Origin of the sequence: Streptococcus mitis, assembly GCF_965111735.1 — a bacterium.
Classification (GTDB): Bacteria; Bacillota; Bacilli; order Lactobacillales; family Streptococcaceae; genus Streptococcus; species Streptococcus mitis_DR.
The window spans coordinates 1,083,230-1,099,174 of sequence record NZ_OZ217346.1; the positions used below are offsets into that span (position 1 = coordinate 1,083,230).

Sequence of the window (15,945 nt, forward strand, 5' to 3'; positions counted from 1 at the left end):
CTGCGTGGCAGCTTGTGCCAACCAGATTATTTGCACTAGGATTTCTCCTAGGTTAGTAACTATATATTATCAAATATATATCATTTTGTCAAAAATGGAAAGTTGAGTCCTCACACTCAAAGTTTGCCGTTGGAGATTGTGGAGATTTTTTTATTTTCTATTTTTTAAATATATTTTTTATAGCATGCCACAGGTATCTCCAACGGTAATTTTTGTGGAAATTACGATGCCTTTGTAAATCTGTTTTTAGAACATCTTTTGGATATCCCATTTCACTGGCTAAAACTAGCCAATCTGAGGGGTATGATGCGTCATGCTCCTTTATAGAATAGAGACATAATTCTAATAAGTTAAAGCCTGCTTTGTTATCAAATAAGGCTAAAGAATGGAAGAAAGTATATAAATCTCTTTGCCCTTTACCATTTCGGTAATCAGCCGGTGTTATCTTTATTTGGTTATGAAACTTTTTGTGGTAACTTAGACTCGCACTTGCTTTATAATTAAACATGCGTCCGCCATGAGCAGCACGATTTCTGAATGCTAATATTAAATCTAGTATTTCTATAAATAAAGTTTTATCTGCTGGTGTTAGTTGAGAGCTAGAAAGACCTGTACAAAGAGAAATAATCTTGTCTTTTTGTGGACCTTTTAGGATTTTAATAAAATTGGTGATATTTCCTAGTGTTGTTTCTTTAAAAAGTATCCATGGAGGTATGTGCTTATGTTTGATTCGATAAGAGTTTAAAGGCTCTACAGGTCTATTGGCTGCGATGTCTTTAAGCATATCCAGAAGAAAATCTCTTTGATATTTTTTGTGTTTACGTTGAAATTTCCCTTTATTGTAATTTTTTCTATCCAGATAATCTGATTCTAAAATACCAAAATCTTCTGCTAGAGTATAAGCTAGGGCTGTTCTTAGAGATAACTCTACTTTCAAAGTCGCTTGCATGACCAAACTTCTGATTTGTTTGTCAAGATTATAAAGTGAAACAAGGTGTTCAAATGTTTCCTTTTCTAAAAATGTTTCAACTTTTTTGGATGAATCAAGTAAAAAAATCTTGTATCCATTTACTATTTCGTAATAACCGTAGTTTCTGAGAGCAAAGTTAGCTGCTTTTCTATCTAAAATAGTTAAGTTTCTATTTTCTAATATTTTAATTTGTTTATTAAAATCGGAAAAAGGTTTCATTTTTTCTCCTATAAAGCACGAAAGAGCCTCAATAATGTATTGAGACTCTTTCGGTAGGATGCATCGGGCATCCGGACCAATTCGTATAAATACATTATAGAGTCTTTTGTTATTTTTGTCAAGCAACTATTTCCATTTTGGAAACAGTTGGTTTTAATTTATACTCTTGGTTCATTACGGTGCCAATCATTAGGAAAACCTAAAGACTGGTTGATTACATTGATGTCTATAGAAGGCAGTTTTTTCTCTAGTTTGATAACTTTCTTTCTAAGAGTATTCCACAAAATGTTAAATTCTGCTTTACTAATAAAGCATTGAAGGCTAATAATTGTTGAATATACAGTTTTTCTACTGTCATCTCCCATCAAGATCTCTTCGTTATGAATCGTTTCCCAAAACGTACTATTAGAACGGCATCTGAAGTTTAATAAGCGATTATTGTGAGCGCATTTGTTTCGTACCTCGTTAATATTTTTTAGAAAAGATATCAAGGTTTCTGGTGGGAAAACATCGTTAAAGTCAGGTATGTTTGTGCTTATAAAACTTACTAAATCCCGTGCGATTTCATTTTGGAGTGAGTTCGGCAGGTTTTCAATAATTGTGCGTAAATCTCCAAACTCTAGATAATCAGTTAGTACCCAGATTGGGACATCTGAATGAGTATGTGCGTAGTGGTGAATTGAATTTCCTCTGTATCGCTTGTTTGTGTTTATGATTTTGGATAGTTTTGATACAATAAATCCCACGTCTAATATTTTATTATCTGCATAAGAATTGGTGTTTAAATAAGCGTATTTTTGACTGGGGTAAGCTTCGGCGAATCTGTGAGCAGTGATTGACTTGATATGGTGTTCAGCTTCAAGAATAGCTTGCAAAATGGCTCGTTTTACATCTTTGTCAAATGTATAGAGACTTGAAACTTCGTCAAATGTGACGCCGTCAATATAAGTGTCAGTACCAGGGTGTTGAAAAAACTTACTGTATCCATTGATAATATTGTAGTAATTATTACTTAGCAGGTACTTAGCTGCTTTAGACTCATCTGTAATGGATAACCCTCTGATTTTTAGTGTTGCGATTTGTTCCTCGATTGTTTTAAATGGCTTCAAAAAAACTCCCCCATTCTAATTTAGAATGAAGGAGTTTTCCCGTATCGGTCCCCGTAGAGATCCCGACGCTTTTTCTCTAATGAATTCATTCTAAATGATTTTTTTTAAAAAGTCAACTGTTTTTTTAATATTTTTAAAAAAATAATTTTTTCTATTCCCCTCTATACACCCCGACAACTGTATAAATCTTGATGTGTGTGTCTTCGGCTGGTGGGAAGTCTAGGATGATGTCTTCATACTTGTCATTGAGCGATACTAGGCGTAAGCGTCCATTTTCGGTATATATCTTCTTGAAGTAAGAACGGTCTCCGTATGCGATAACTGCTAGGTCTCCATTATAGGTAGTCAGTCCCTTGTCTACTAAATAGAGAATGTCTCCGTTCTGGTAGTCAGGTTGCATGGAATCTCCACTTACCTTGGTAGCAATATCGTGGCGTGGTGGTTGTTCGTCAACCTCTATAGTCTCTCTGTCTGTATCGTCGTAACCAAATCCGTAGTTAAATCCACAAGCTGCTGCCGTCTCAGATACTACCTCAACTTGGTACAAGCTGATAACTTCCGATACTTCGTTTATCTTCGTTTATCTTCGTTTATCTTCGTTTCTTCTTCGTTTTTCTGCTCGTTCAGAAGATCCTCAGACATTCGTAGCACAATTTTTTTATTGTTAGTGTTTAATTTTCGAGCTGTGTTTGTGATTTGCTGTGTGAGTAAATCTGGAACATCTGAGAAGGAATTGATGGATTCTTCTTTAAAAGTAGTATCTATATCTGATTTTTTAACACCGAAATAATCAGCAAGTTTTTGGATAACACCAAAAGAAGGAGCGCTTCTTAATTTCATATAGTCTGTCATAGTACTTGCTGTAATTCCAACTTCTTTAGCCAACTCTTTTTGGGTGATGCCACGTTGCTTTCTAAAGTGTGTAATATTTTCAGCAATAATTCGCATTCGTTTTTTTTCATCCATTTACGATTACCTCGTATTTTTTATAATTACATTATATATCATTTTTGATTGATAAACAATCAAAAATACGAAAAAATCCTATTTTTTTGATAAAAACTATTGATAATACGAAAAAATCATATTATAATTAAATCAAGCTTAAGGAAAAGGAGGTAAGGCAAATGATGGAACACATCATAAAAAGCCTAGCAACCAAGGACACCACAACCGTCATCTTGGTACTAGGCTTAGTAAACGAAGCTCGTTTGTGGCACAAACAAATCTTAGAACACAAACGTAGGCTTCAAAACAAAAAGTAGAGAAAGGGGCAGAAGCCCCAACCTCTACTTGATAGTGTACCATCATTTGCTGTGAAAAGCAATGGATGAAAATGTTGGCTTGATAAGCCTAGCAGGATTTGTGATTGTATCTTTTACTATCCGTCAGATAGTGAAGTACCGATGTGATAAAAAAGATAAGGAGTAGGAAGGAGATATCGTGGAATCATTGATAATTTCAATTTTAACATCTTTTATTGTGACATCTATTATGATGCATTACCACATTTATAAAGTAAATGAACTATACAAAAAATATATGGATTTTGAAAAATCGAGTGTAGAAGAGTTTGCTAAATCAATTACAAGCAGACTTCCAAAAAATTCTTCTCAAGAGGAGTAATGGTAAAAGATGAATTTAGATAAGGGGGTAAGAAGAATGGCTAAAAATTCAATGAACCTTGAAGTTAAAGTAAATGTTACGAATATGGAGAAATTTAATGAGCTTGTCAAAGAGTTCAATAAAAAAGCTCACGAGCTTGAAGAGCTTGCTCATGAGCTGAATTGGTTTCGTTTTGAAGCAGATATCCTATCAAATGATGGCAACTAGTTCAAAATTAGCATTTTCTGGAAACAAATAAATTGGATATGATTCTTTTGTTTCGAGATTACGGAACTGGTAACCAAAATAATCTTTTTTTGCATTTGAATTTTTTTCAGTTAGTATTTCAAGATTAGCTTGTGATAGTAGTTTAAAAATCTGAATACGAGCTTGTTCTAAATCGGATATGCTGTTTAAAACTCTTAATTCATGTTCGTTTTGGAATAATACATCTATCAAATCTTCTCTAGCATCTATATTAGTTATGGAACCATGCAGAGAATCAAATTTTAATTTGTAATCGGTAAATGATAAATTCCTGTATTCTTGATAGGTTACAAAGGTAATATTTTTATCTTGGAATCGGTAGACGAGGGAATCATTTTGTAATTCATCCTTAAATTCCGTAAGACCAATTAAAAATTTATGGCAAGCTTCTAAAATACGGATTTGATTTAGATTCATTTTCTTTTCCTCCTTTCTATTGGAATTTTGACTAAAACGGTGAGAGGTCCTAGTCAAGAATATTATAGAATAATTCTATAAAACACTCTATTACTTTCGTTATATAATATAGATGTTGACTAGCACCACATGTTGAGGCGGTATCACTGCTTGTTCAAGCTGAGGCATCAGCGAAGTAGAAGTAATGATCTCCCATGCGATAGGACTCGTAGAATGAGGAGGGAAACCGACGAAATGATACGGTAAGTCCGAATCGTCTAGTATGTAGTATTGCTGGTGCGATCTTAGTCAGTTTATAATAAAATGATATGTTTAATGATATGTTTTAAGAAAAAATTATAATTTAGAAACGTGAATAAACTTGTTTAAACTTTATGTATCTTTAGAAAGTGTGAAAGATTGGACGAACAATTTTTTTTGATGGGTGGAAATCCGCCGATAAAGAACCATACGATTGTTAATAAAATTGTGTCATCAAGAAAGATCGAAAGAATTGTCATTTTTACAGTTTATCGAGAAAATTGGGAACCGTATATGAAAAAGTACACGGAAGTTTTCCGAAGCCATTTTTCTAACCTAAACACTGATTACTTACTCTTGGACACTGAGCAGATTAATTTTGATAGCTATCTAGATGCTGATCTAATTATTATCGGTGGAGGAAATACGGAAAAGTATTTAGCTACTTACGTCAATCAGCAGTTCAAAAATTATATCGATCGCATGCTGAATAAAGGAGCAAAAGTTATAGGGTTTTCTGCAGGAGCCCTATTATTAGGAGAAAAAGTCTATGTTTCACCTAATGATAATTCAGATCATCAGATAAATATAAAAAATGGATTAGGACTCTTTAGTCAGTTTTTAATTAGTGTCCATTATGATTCCTGGAATGATAAAGCTAATAAGGAGAGAGCTGAAGAACTCGTTAATGTTCCCATAATTCCACTAAATGATCATTCCTGTCTTGTATTTGATAAACTTGGAAACATCACAGAGAAAATTGACTAGTTTTAATCATGCGAATCTGAATCTACGAAACTAAAGTATTGACGAAATGAATAATGAAAAGCCTTGATTGTAAGGCTTTTTTTGTGTTTTTGTGATAGAATATAGGTAGTTTAAAATCGACAGCAACTAAGAAGCAGTAAAAATATTATTCATAAAATAATCAAGATAAGGAAGATAAAATGACAGAAATTGACAAAAAGAATTTAAAAAATTATCTTTATTGTACATTTGGAATTACTTATATAGCTTGGGTGCTTCTTGCCATATTTACTCAATCTCATATTTTGGGATTAGAAACATTTATAGGGAGAATGTTACATATAGTAGGTGCACTTGGTCCAGCTATTGCAAGTGGCTTTTATTTGAAAAGTAATAATATAAAATTTAAACATTTTGTATTTAGTAAGAAAGAAAATGGTAGTATTTATTTCATTATTCATTTGTTAGCAATTTTGATACTATTTTCTGTATCTTCCTTAGAATTAAATGGAGTATCAATTTATCTGATGCCATTATTCTTTATACAACTAATTTTTTTGGTGGTGGACATGAAGAATTAGGATGGAGAGGAATATTACAGCCATTACTTGATAAAAAATATACTTATTGGCAATCTAATTTGATTGTAGGATCAATTTGGGGAATATGGCATCTGCCTTTATGGTTTATAGTTGGAGAAAGCCATCAAGGATTTCCTTTTATTTTATTTTTTATATATACATTATTTTTAAGTTTTGTTTTAGGGCTTCTTTATCGTCAAACGAAATCTGTGGGGTACTGTCTATTATTTCATGCGTTCGCAAATTTGTTAAATCTCTATTTTGTGTTAAAAATTAATGTTATTTTTATTATCATTTTTATTGGTTATTTGATTTATACGATATTGGCGAGTAATAGAATTAGTAAGGAAAAGTAATTTTAACTTTAGATTAGTATATCCATTATTGAAAGTAACGATTGGCTAATTAGATGATCTATGTTAGAGAATTATCTATTATAATTTAAAGTGGAGTGATGAATGTCGTTTCTTTTGAAGTGGTGAAAATCTTTCCGTTACACAGTATCATTCTAAAATGATTTTCATTGCCTTTTGTTTATTAGTATAAAAGAAAAATATTATCATATGTGGAGGCGGTAGTTTTGATGTCAGAAGTTGCAACCATTGAATAAATAAAGTGTAGAAAATAAAGGCTTATTCAATTCAATATATGATGAATTACCTGCACCCAAACCAAAGAAAAAGAAATAATTAAATTAGAAGTTGTAGGGGGGAAGAATGAGAATCGGAGTTATTCAAGCAAGTTCGCAAGCGACCAAAAATCAAATAATCTATGATGCTGTATTAAAGTATGCTCCAAAGAAATCTGAGGTTATAAATTTTGGCTGTACGATGGAAGAAAATGAAAAATACTCGTATATAGAAATTTCTATTCTTATAGGTATCTTGTTGGCAAGTAGGACAGTTGATTTCGTTGTTACGGGCTGTTCTTCCGGACAAGGAATGATGCTTGCTTGTAATAGTATGCCTGATGTCCTTTGCGGATATGCACCTACACCGAATGATGCTTATTTATTTGCTCAAATTAATAATGGAAATGCGATATCATTACCATTAGGTGAAGATTATACATGGTCAGGTACTGAAAATCTTGAAAGAACCATAGAAGCTCTTTTCTCGGAGCCATTTGGGCAAGGATACCCCAAGAGTGAGGCAGAAAGAAAGGTAAGAGATGCCGAGAAACTTAAAGAAATAAGAAGAATCGGGCAGGTTCAGTTTGAAGAATTCGCAAATGTACTAGATATATCATTGTTTGAATCAATTAAGAGGAAACAGGATGTAATTCAAAATGTAAAGGCGTATGGGAAGAAAGAAATAGCTGATTTAATGAAATGAGTAAATCATAGTTTGTCGGGGTAATACCTTTTAACGATAACCTTATGCTATTGTCAAAAGGTTTATAGACATGTCCCCACATACATGTTCACTTGGCATACATAGTGTTCACTCGTTTTATGTCGAGTGTTTGGTACTGCTTTTAAGAGCTGATTGAACAAGGAAAATTAGCTAGTGAAAGTCCTACAGTAAGGAGTTTAAACATGAAATTCCATGAATTTGGTGATAAGAATTTGCCTCCTATTTTACTGATACATGGTGGTGGCAGTTCTTGGTGGAATTATCTTTGTCAAGCACGAATCTTGTCAAAAGAATACCGTGTTATTTTACCTACTTTGAATGGTCACGGCGAAGAATATCAACTTGATTATGTTTCTACTGAAGATTCTGCCTTGGAAATCTTGGACTATATCAAAGCAAACTGTGGTGGGAAATTGTTTGCAATCGGTGGTGTTTCACTTGGTGGTCAAATTGCCATGGAGCTTTTGTCTTTAGACAGTGAAATTGCTGAGAAGGTCATCATAGACGGAAGCAACTGTATTCCTCAACCAAGGTTAGCTAAAATCAGCATCTTTCTAGTGTCTCTATTTGGTAAACTGATGTTCAATAAATTCTCTTGCAAACTTCAGTTAAGCATGATGAACAAACTCTATCCTAAACTGGCTTATCCAGAGGAAATAAAAGCTTATTATTTGGAGGATCTGCCAAGGACGCCTGTTAAAACATTGGTGACCATTTACAAAACCTATATGGGGCATTACAAGCTGAAAAATATGATTTCTGCTAGCAAGGCTCAGGTTCTGTATATCTATGGTGAAAAAGAATTGAACTGTGTGAAAGAATCAGCGAAATTATTTCATCAGCTACATTCAAATACAATTTTGTATGAAGCAAAGGGCTATAATCACGGCTATTTGTCAGCTTACCTGCCTCAAGAGTGGATTGATTTGGTGGCACTATTTTTAAAGAGTGAACCATTGGAAATGTGTGATGAAACTGAAATGATGTAAGGAGGAATCTGATGCTCGGAGCAATTATTGGAGATGTTGTCGGTTCTGTTTACGAATGGAACAATATCAAAACGAAGGACTTTCCTTTATTTCGGAAGGACTGCTTTTTTACAGATGATACGGTTATGACTTGTGCTGTTGCAGAAGCGATTATGAACGGGGGACAAAAAGACGACTTCATTGACGCGATGAAGAAATATGGCAGACTGTATCCGAATGCTGATTACGGTGCTCGGTTTAATGCATGGCTAAAGAGCGATAACCGTGAGCCTTATAATAGCTTTGGGAATGGTTCGGCTATGCGTGTTTCTCCATGTGCTTGGGTCATGGACTGTGGTTTTTATGCGAGAACTGGAATGTGGCCATCATCTAGAGGACTTGCGAGTATTTCTGCAGAGGTAACCCATAATCATCCAGAAGGTGTCAAAGGTGCTATGGCTACAGCTGATGCTATCTTTCTGTGTCGTTTTTACTTTGATGGTTATTGTAGAGAATACGAGCAACCAATTAACGACAATCCTACAGAGTGTAAAAGACGGATTAAGGATTATATAGAGAAGACATACGGCTACAATCTATCTCAAACTTTAGATGAAATCCGCCCTAATTATCGTTTTAACGAAACTTGCCAGGATACTGTTCCTCAAGCCATTATTGCCTTTCTTGAGAGTAGAGACTTCGAAGATGCGATAAGGAATGCCATCTCACTTGGTGGCGATAGTGATACACTTGCTGCAATAACCCGCAGCATAGCAGAGGCAGCTTATGGTATTCCTGATTGGATCAAGGATAAGACCTACTCTTACTTGGATGAACCCTTAAAGGATGTAGTTATACGATGGGAAAATAGAATAAAAGCGTATCAATCTCCAGTACGTCAGATTTCTCTTTTCTGAGTTTTCATTGTATAATAGGGATACATTTAGTTTCATATAATGAAATATAAAGATTTCTAACGAAGATTAAGGAGAAAATTAATGAAAAAAGCAATGGTAATTATCAACCCTACCTCTGGTGGCGAGAAGGCTTTGGATTACAAAGATAAGCTGGAAAATAAAGCAAAAGAATACTTTGAGCACGTAGAAACCAAAATTACCGAAAAAGCGTTGGATGCCACACATTTTGCTGAGGAAGCTTCTAGTGAGCAGTACGATGCAGTGGTTGTTTTCGGTGGAGACGGGACTGTCAATGAAGTCATTTCGGGTATTGCTGAGAGAGACTACATTCCTAAGTTAGGGATTATCCCTGGTGGGACGGGTAACCTCATTACGAAACTGTTGGAAATCAATCAAGACATCGATGGCGCAATTGATGAACTGGATTTCAACTTAACCAATAAGATTGATATCGGTAAAGCGAATGACAATTATTTTGGCTATATCTTTAGTATCGGTTCACTTCCTGAGGCGATTCACAATGTTGAAATCGAGGACAAGACAAAATTCGGTATTTTAGCCTATGCTGTAAATACCATGAAGTCTGTCATGACGGATCAAGTCTTTAATATTAAGGTTGAGACAGAAAATGGAAATTATGTTGGTGAAGCTAGCCATGTGTTGGTTCTCTTGACAAATTACTTCGCAGATAAGAAAATCTTTGAAGAAAACAAGGACGGCTATGCCAACATTTTGATTCTAAAAGATGCTTCTATATTCTCTAAATTATCCGTTATTCCTGATTTACTAAAAGGAGATGTTGTCGGCAATGATAATATTGAGTATATCAGAGCGCGTACTATTAAGATCTCTTCAGATAGTGAATTGGAGTCAGATGTTGATGGAGATAAATCGGATAACCTACCTGTAGAAATCAAAGTCCTAGCTCAGCGAGTAGAAGTATTTTCAAAACCGAAAGAGTAGAAGGTAAAAATTAGTTTATTATTCACAACGAAATTAAGTTCTATATCAACGATTGGAGGAGGAATGAATTCTCTATTTGATGAATTTCGAACAATTTGTTCTCATTTAAACCAAATCGGAATCACACCGACTCTCATGGGGTCCTTGGGTTTTGAATACCGTTCAAATGAAGAATGGAGGCCGTCTGACATTGACATTCATGTGCCTGGTGATCCTAGAGGTTGGGAAGCACCTGATCATCTCAGAATTTATGAGTGGGACAAGATAATGAAAGTGATGAAACACTTAGGCTATGCCTTAATAGATATTCATGAGCATGAATTCAAAAAAGATGGTCTGAGTGTTGAATTCGGAAGTATCGATTCTTTACCTGATTTTGCAGGAGTTTCGGAATCGGATATAGAGTTGATTCATCTAGAAAACATCACTTTTCGCGTTCCAAATCTAGAACAGTTTTTAAGTATTTATAAGGCTTCTTCCCAAGATTCTTATCGAAATGAGCACAATAACAATAAGGATTTTAAAAAAATTGAGTGGCTGGAAAGACATTTGTAAATTATCATATGAAAAGTAGTAAGTTGTAAGACTGGCTGCTTTTTTATTTATAGAACCAAACCACTAGAATCTACGGACAAGCCTTGAAAATAAAATACGAAAGTAGTATACTAGAATCACAATTATGAAAACGTTTGTGTCGTAAATGCAACCAAGTAAATCAGGAGACAAATACAGTGGAATTAACAGCCATTTACCATAGACCTGAGTCGGAGTATGCCTATCTTTATAAGAATAAGAAACTTCATATTCGGATTCGAACTAAGAAAGGGGATATTGAAAGTATCAACTTGCATTATGGTGACCCTTTTATCTTTATGGAGGAGTTTTATCAGGATACAAAAGAAATGTCCAAAATAACTTCTGATGCCTTATTTGATTATTGGCAGGTTGAAGTGTCCGTTGACTTTGCACGTATCCAGTATCTCTTTGAACTCAAGGATACAGAAGGTCAAAGTATTTTATATGGCGATAAAGGGTGTGTGGAAAATTCTCTAGAAAATCTTCATGCCATTGGAAACGGATTTAAGTTGCCTTATCTTCATGAAATTGATGCCTGCCAGGTTCCTGACTGGGTTTCAAATACGGTATGGTATCAGATATTTCCTGAGAGATTTGCTAATGGAAATGCTTTATTAAACCCAGAAGGGACTTTAGACTGGGATTCATCTATCACACCTAATAGTGATGATTTCTTTGGTGGTGATTTACAGGGGATTATAGACCATCTGGATTATTTGCAAGACTTGGGCATTACTGGACTTTATCTTTGTCCTATCTTTGAATCTACGAGCAATCATAAGTACAATACGACAGATTACTTTGAAATTGACCGTCATTTTGGAGACAAGGAGACCTTTCGGGAGCTGGTCAAGCAAGCTCATCAGCGTGGTATGAAAATCATGCTGGATGCGGTATTTAACCATATTGGTTCGCAATCGCCTCAATGGCAAGATGTTGTCAAAAATGGTGAGGAGTCTGCTTACAAAGATTGGTTCCATATACAACAATTCCCAGTGACGACTGAAAAGCTATCTAATAAGAGAGACTTACCCTATCATGCTTTTGGTTTCGAGGACTATATGCCTAAGCTAAATACAGCCAATCCAGAGGTCAAGGATTATCTTTTAAAGGTTGCGACTTATTGGATTGAAGAGTTTGATATTGATGCTTGGCGTTTGGATGTGGCTAATGAGATTGACCATCAGTTCTGGAAGGATTTTCGTAAGGCAGTTTTAGCTAAAAAGCCTAATCTTTATATCCTAGGAGAAGTCTGGCATACGTCTCAGCCTTGGCTAAATGGAGATGAGTTCCATGCGGTCATGAATTATCCTTTATCTGATAGCATCAAGGAGTATTTTTTGCGTGGTGTTAAGAAGACGGATCAGTTCATCAATGAAATCAATGGCCAATCTATGTATTACAAGCAGCAGATTTCAGAAGTTATGTTTAATCTCTTGGATTCGCATGATACAGAACGAATCTTGTGGCCGGCCAATGAAGACGCTCAACTGGTCAAATCAGCCCTAGCCTTTTTCTTTTTACAAAAGGGAACACCGTGCATTTATTACGGAACCGAGCTAGCCTTGACCGGAGGACCAGACCCAGATTGTCGTCGTTGTATGCCTTGGGAACGCGTATCAAGTGATAATGATATGCTGAACTTTATCAAGAATCTAATCAAGATTCGCAAACATGCGTCAGCAATCATTCAGCACGGCAAGTATAGCCTTCAAGAAATCAAAGCTGATGTACTAACCTTGAAATGGAATTACGATAACCAAGTCATCAAAGCCATTTTTAACCAGTCCAAAGAAGATTATCTTTTAGAAAAGGAAGCAGTAGCACTAGCAAGCAATTGCCAAGAACTAGAGAATCAGCTTGTGATTTCTCCAAATGGATTTGTGATTTTCTAAAAAGTAGTGGATGAAGATTATGATTTTAAGTTCAATTTATATAGTATAATAAGGCTAATTACTAAACCTGTAAAAGGAGAAGAAGATGAAGAAATCAAGAAAATTAGCCACATTAGGAATCTGTTCCGTCTTGTTTTTAGGCTTGACTGCTTGTCAACAACAAAATACTACTTTTGAAGGGACGAATCAAAGGCAAACCAGTTCAGCGAAAGTTCCATGGAAAGCTTCATACACCAACCTAAACAATCAGGTAAGTACAGAAGAGGTCAAATCTCTCTTATCAGCTCACTTGGATTCAAATAGTGTTGATGCCTTTTTTAATCTTGTAAATGATTATAATACTATTGTCGGCTCGACAGGCCTATCAGGAGATTTCACTTCCTTTACTCACACCGAATACGATGTTGAGAAAATTAGCAACCTTTGGAATCAAAAGAAAGGCGATTTCGTTGGTACAAACTGTCGTATCAATAGTTATTGTCTTTTGAAAAATTCAGTCACAATTCCAAAACTTGAAAAGAATGACCAATTGCTTTTCCTAGATAACAATGCGATTGATAAGGGGAAGGTCTTTGATTCACAAGATAAGGAAGAATTTGATATTCTATTTTCTAGAGTTCCAACTGAAGCGACTACAGATGTCAAAGTTCACGCTGAAAAGATGGAAAAATTCTTCTCCCAATTTCAATTTAATGAAAAAGCTCGAATGCTATCTGTAGTTTTGCACGACAATCTGGATGGTGAGTATCTGTTTGTAGGCCACGTTGGTGTTTTAGTGCCGGCTGATGACGGCTTCTTATTTGTAGAGAAATTGACTTTCGAAGAGCCCTACCAAGCTATTAAATTTGCCAGCAAGGAAGATTGCTACAAGTATTTAGGCACCAAGTATGCGGATTATACAGGTGACGGACTAGCTAAGCCTTTCATCATGGATAATGATAAGTGGGTTAAGCTTTAATAGTGGTAAGATATGACAGTAATCCTAGGACATTTATATTTTTGATGAGTTAATAATTAATAGCCAGGAACCACGAAAAAATGAAACATTTATTGGTTATATCCAAAGATACGATATTGATGGGGAAGGCAATCAATCAGAAGTATGGGAAGTGACTGAGGAGGAAGATTAGATATTTTGTAACATATCTCTAACAATCATTGCTTTTTAGAACTTTAAAATTTAGTTTCATTAACAAAAAATAAATTGAATGTTATTTTAAATTTATTATACTCTAAATAAAATATTTTGAAAGGAAAATACATGTACAATTCATTTTCAGATGTTCCAACAGTAAAAGACGAATTTAAGATTGACGAATATATTCTTGGATTATCAAATTTTATTTCAGGATGTGAGACTCCTTTAACACTAGCTATTCAAGGTGATTGGGGAACTGGAAAAACCAGTATTATGTATCAGGTTGAGGAAAAACTTAAGGAAAAAGCTTCCAGTAATTCAAAAGGAAAAATTAAAACAATCTTTTTTAATACTTGGCAATATTCACAATTTGATATGGATAAGAATTTAGCAGTCACGTTAATTACAGATTTAATTGATGAATTAGAAGTAACTGATGTAAATAAAATAGAAAACTTAAAAAAATCTTTAGCAGTTATTACAAAAAGTATGGAATATCTTAAACTAGATTTTGGTCTCTTAAATATTGAAAAAATTAATAATCAACTTCTAAAATTTATAAGCAATGAAGAGAAATCGAATAACCTAAAAAATCTAAAACAAAATCTACAAAGTATGATTGATGAGTCTATCAAAGAAAATAATTATGAAAAGATAGTAATTTTCATAGATGATCTTGACAGATTATTCCCTCAAAAAGCGATTGAATTCCTAGAAATTTTAAAACTTTTCTTAGATTGCAGAAATTGTGTCTTTGTTTTAGCTATTGATTATAATGTTGTTTTAAGAGGAACAAAAAGTAAGTATGGTGATGATTTGGACAACGAAAAAGGAAAAGCTTTTTTTGAGAAAATAATTCAAGTACCTTTTACTGTGCCGGTTGCAAATTATCATATGGAGAACTTTGTTAATGTCTCTTTAGAAAAAATTAATTTTCATTTTGATAATGATGTTACAAAGAATATAACACAATTAATTAGAGATTCAATAGGAAATAATCCTCGCAGTGTCAACAGATTATTCAATTCTGTTAGTCTCTTGATGCATATTATAAATCCAAATAATGAGTTAGAAAATGATGATAAATTACTAATCATAGCTACAGTATGTTTTCAATTACGCTTTAATGAAGCTTATGACTATTTATTAACTTCGTATAACAATAGTCCAGAAGATTCTGAAGAAACCAAATATTTTCTTATTGATTTACTTGAAAATTCATTTGAAATACCTGATGATGCTGATTATAATTCTCTCGTATTTCGTTATGGTATCTTTAGTTTTAAAAATCAAAAGGAATTAGAATCTTTCAGAAAATTTTTTAATACTTTGAAATTATTGCTTAAATATAATGTTGATAAATTAGAAGTTGAAGAGTTCGAAAATTTGATGAAAAAAATGAGTTCTTCAAATACGATTTCAACCGGAAACTTAGACATAGATATAAATAAAACATCAACTCAAAATCATTCACCTAATGAAGATGTTCAATTCGTTATCCGTAAATTATTTAATACACTAGTTAATACTAATCATTTCGACCTTTCAAAACCAGAGTATTTTGGAAAAGAGAATAAGGAAGAACGCGAAATGTCAATTTCATTAGATTTTATAAAAATAGCTAATGAATATAATGTTGTTAGGTTAACACAAGGAAAAGGGCAAGGCTTAAATATCTACTCTCAAAATAATAAATCAAATTCTATTTATATATCGGGTGATACTTATGGAAATATAAATAATGATGGTATACAAATTTATGTTGATAAGAAACTAGTAGGAAAGATAAATAGAAGTACTTATAAACATTTTAAAGCTAAAATGTTACGAGAGAATCCTCAAAAGTATGACGAATTTGAAAAAACTTTTATAAATGATTTTTTTAAGCTCTTGGAAAATGTAAAAAATTATATTTAACTTTTTAGTGTATTTCACTTTTATTAGTTGATTAAATGCTAAAATCTTATCAGCGTGAAGA

15 protein-coding genes and 2 pseudogenes are annotated in these 15,945 nt (G+C 33.8%); 13 read left to right on the forward strand and 4 right to left on the reverse strand.

Going from position 1 to position 15,945, the window contains the following annotated elements; all coding sequences use genetic code 11:
- Nucleotides 1-157: 157 nt before the first annotated feature.
- The 3 genes and pseudogenes from ACLV7W_RS05285 to ACLV7W_RS05295 all read right to left on the reverse strand — a co-directional run bounded on the left by ACLV7W_RS05285 (nucleotide 158) and on the right by ACLV7W_RS05295 (nucleotide 3,264).
- The gene (locus tag ACLV7W_RS05285) at nucleotides 158-1,189 is read right to left on the reverse strand and encodes an Abi family protein (RefSeq protein WP_153209571.1); all 1,032 of its coding nucleotides are present in this window, start codon (nucleotides 1,187-1,189) and stop codon (nucleotides 158-160) included.
- 158 nt (nucleotides 1,190-1,347) lie between these two features.
- Entirely contained in the window at nucleotides 1,348-2,298 is a 951-nt protein-coding gene (locus tag ACLV7W_RS05290) for an Abi family protein (RefSeq protein WP_023937584.1), read from the reverse strand.
- A gap of 151 nt (nucleotides 2,299-2,449) precedes the next feature.
- A pseudogene (locus tag ACLV7W_RS05295) lies at nucleotides 2,450-3,264 on the reverse strand (LexA family transcriptional regulator).
- A 161-nt stretch (nucleotides 3,265-3,425) separates the two neighbouring features.
- Here ACLV7W_RS05295 and ACLV7W_RS05300 point away from each other — a divergent pair.
- The 3 genes from ACLV7W_RS05300 (at nucleotide 3,426) to ACLV7W_RS05310 (ending at nucleotide 4,131) form a co-directional block, all read left to right on the forward strand.
- Entirely contained in the window at nucleotides 3,426-3,563 is a 138-nt protein-coding gene (locus tag ACLV7W_RS05300) for a hypothetical protein (protein ID WP_153209570.1), read from the forward strand.
- A 178-nt stretch (nucleotides 3,564-3,741) separates the two neighbouring features.
- Nucleotides 3,742-3,924, forward strand: a complete 183-nt coding sequence (locus ACLV7W_RS05305; RefSeq protein ID WP_050253700.1) for a hypothetical protein — start codon at nucleotides 3,742-3,744, stop codon at nucleotides 3,922-3,924.
- 36 nt (nucleotides 3,925-3,960) lie between these two features.
- Nucleotides 3,961-4,131 carry a hypothetical protein gene (locus ACLV7W_RS05310; RefSeq protein ID WP_194251983.1) on the forward strand — a complete coding sequence of 57 codons (171 nt, stop codon included), beginning with the start codon at nucleotides 3,961-3,963 and terminating at the stop codon, nucleotides 4,129-4,131.
- Here ACLV7W_RS05310 and ACLV7W_RS05315 read toward each other — a convergent pair.
- Entirely contained in the window at nucleotides 4,114-4,587 is a 474-nt protein-coding gene (locus ACLV7W_RS05315) for a hypothetical protein (RefSeq protein WP_153209569.1), read from the reverse strand. The two genes, ACLV7W_RS05310 and ACLV7W_RS05315, sit on opposite strands and share 18 nt — an antisense overlap.
- A 399-nt stretch (nucleotides 4,588-4,986) precedes the next feature.
- Here ACLV7W_RS05315 and ACLV7W_RS05320 point away from each other — a divergent pair, with 399 nt between their 5' ends.
- The 10 genes and pseudogenes from ACLV7W_RS05320 to ACLV7W_RS05365 all read left to right on the forward strand — a co-directional run bounded on the left by ACLV7W_RS05320 (nucleotide 4,987) and on the right by ACLV7W_RS05365 (nucleotide 15,884).
- Complete coding sequence (locus ACLV7W_RS05320; RefSeq protein ID WP_261016247.1) at nucleotides 4,987-5,595, forward strand: Type 1 glutamine amidotransferase-like domain-containing protein; 609 nt, start codon at nucleotides 4,987-4,989, stop codon at nucleotides 5,593-5,595.
- Nucleotides 5,596-5,774: 179 nt separating this feature from the next.
- Nucleotides 5,775-6,511, forward strand: a pseudogene (locus ACLV7W_RS05325) (CPBP family intramembrane glutamic endopeptidase).
- Nucleotides 6,512-6,871: 360 nt separating this feature from the next.
- On the forward strand, nucleotides 6,872-7,489 hold the full coding sequence (locus ACLV7W_RS05330) for an RpiB/LacA/LacB family sugar-phosphate isomerase (RefSeq protein ID WP_411865565.1): 618 nt from the start codon (nucleotides 6,872-6,874) through the stop codon (nucleotides 7,487-7,489).
- 203 nt (nucleotides 7,490-7,692) lie between these two features.
- The gene (locus ACLV7W_RS05335) at nucleotides 7,693-8,499 is read left to right on the forward strand and encodes an alpha/beta hydrolase (protein ID WP_411865566.1); all 807 of its coding nucleotides are present in this window, start codon (nucleotides 7,693-7,695) and stop codon (nucleotides 8,497-8,499) included.
- A gap of 11 nt (nucleotides 8,500-8,510) precedes the next feature.
- On the forward strand, nucleotides 8,511-9,395 hold the full coding sequence (locus ACLV7W_RS05340) for an ADP-ribosylglycohydrolase family protein (RefSeq protein ID WP_411865567.1): 885 nt from the start codon (nucleotides 8,511-8,513) through the stop codon (nucleotides 9,393-9,395).
- A gap of 81 nt (nucleotides 9,396-9,476) precedes the next feature.
- A complete protein-coding gene (locus tag ACLV7W_RS05345; protein ID WP_411865568.1) occupies nucleotides 9,477-10,358 on the forward strand; it encodes a diacylglycerol/lipid kinase family protein in 882 nt (293 codons plus the stop codon).
- 63 nt (nucleotides 10,359-10,421) lie between these two features.
- Nucleotides 10,422-10,913, forward strand: a complete 492-nt coding sequence (locus ACLV7W_RS05350) for a phosphoribosylanthranilate isomerase (protein WP_261095979.1) — start codon at nucleotides 10,422-10,424, stop codon at nucleotides 10,911-10,913.
- Between the two features lie 176 nt (nucleotides 10,914-11,089).
- Nucleotides 11,090-12,829, forward strand: coding sequence for a glycoside hydrolase family 13 protein (locus tag ACLV7W_RS05355; RefSeq protein WP_261126165.1), 1,740 nt, complete (start codon nucleotides 11,090-11,092; stop codon nucleotides 12,827-12,829).
- An 85-nt stretch (nucleotides 12,830-12,914) separates the two neighbouring features.
- Nucleotides 12,915-13,787: a DUF4300 family protein gene (locus tag ACLV7W_RS05360; RefSeq protein WP_153209557.1), complete on the forward strand. Its 873-nt coding sequence runs from the start codon at nucleotides 12,915-12,917 to the stop codon at nucleotides 13,785-13,787.
- Nucleotides 13,788-14,090: 303 nt separating this feature from the next.
- Nucleotides 14,091-15,884 carry a KAP family P-loop NTPase fold protein gene (locus ACLV7W_RS05365; RefSeq protein WP_261010913.1) on the forward strand — a complete coding sequence of 598 codons (1,794 nt, stop codon included), beginning with the start codon at nucleotides 14,091-14,093 and terminating at the stop codon, nucleotides 15,882-15,884.
- Nucleotides 15,885-15,945: the final 61 nt, after the last annotated feature.

What these genes read in the sequence shown, in the direction of transcription:
- ACLV7W_RS05285 (WP_153209571.1), bottom strand. Translation starts at nt 1,189, where the DNA reads ATGAAACCTTTTTCCGATTTTAATAAACAAATTAAAATATTAGAAAAT.
- ACLV7W_RS05300 (WP_153209570.1), top strand. Translation starts at nt 3,426, where the DNA reads ATGATGGAACACATCATAAAAAGCCTAGCAACCAAGGACACCACAACC.
- ACLV7W_RS05310 (WP_194251983.1), top strand. Translation starts at nt 3,961, where the DNA reads ATGGCTAAAAATTCAATGAACCTTGAAGTTAAAGTAAATGTTACGAAT.
- ACLV7W_RS05315 (WP_153209569.1), bottom strand. Translation starts at nt 4,587, where the DNA reads ATGAATCTAAATCAAATCCGTATTTTAGAAGCTTGCCATAAATTTTTA.
- ACLV7W_RS05330 (WP_411865565.1), top strand. Translation starts at nt 6,872, where the DNA reads ATGAGAATCGGAGTTATTCAAGCAAGTTCGCAAGCGACCAAAAATCAA.
- ACLV7W_RS05335 (WP_411865566.1), top strand. Translation starts at nt 7,693, where the DNA reads ATGAAATTCCATGAATTTGGTGATAAGAATTTGCCTCCTATTTTACTG.
- ACLV7W_RS05340 (WP_411865567.1), top strand. Translation starts at nt 8,511, where the DNA reads ATGCTCGGAGCAATTATTGGAGATGTTGTCGGTTCTGTTTACGAATGG.
- ACLV7W_RS05345 (WP_411865568.1), top strand. Translation starts at nt 9,477, where the DNA reads ATGAAAAAAGCAATGGTAATTATCAACCCTACCTCTGGTGGCGAGAAG.
- ACLV7W_RS05350 (WP_261095979.1), top strand. Translation starts at nt 10,422, where the DNA reads ATGAATTCTCTATTTGATGAATTTCGAACAATTTGTTCTCATTTAAAC.
- ACLV7W_RS05360 (WP_153209557.1), top strand. Translation starts at nt 12,915, where the DNA reads ATGAAGAAATCAAGAAAATTAGCCACATTAGGAATCTGTTCCGTCTTG.
- ACLV7W_RS05365 (WP_261010913.1), top strand. Translation starts at nt 14,091, where the DNA reads ATGTACAATTCATTTTCAGATGTTCCAACAGTAAAAGACGAATTTAAG.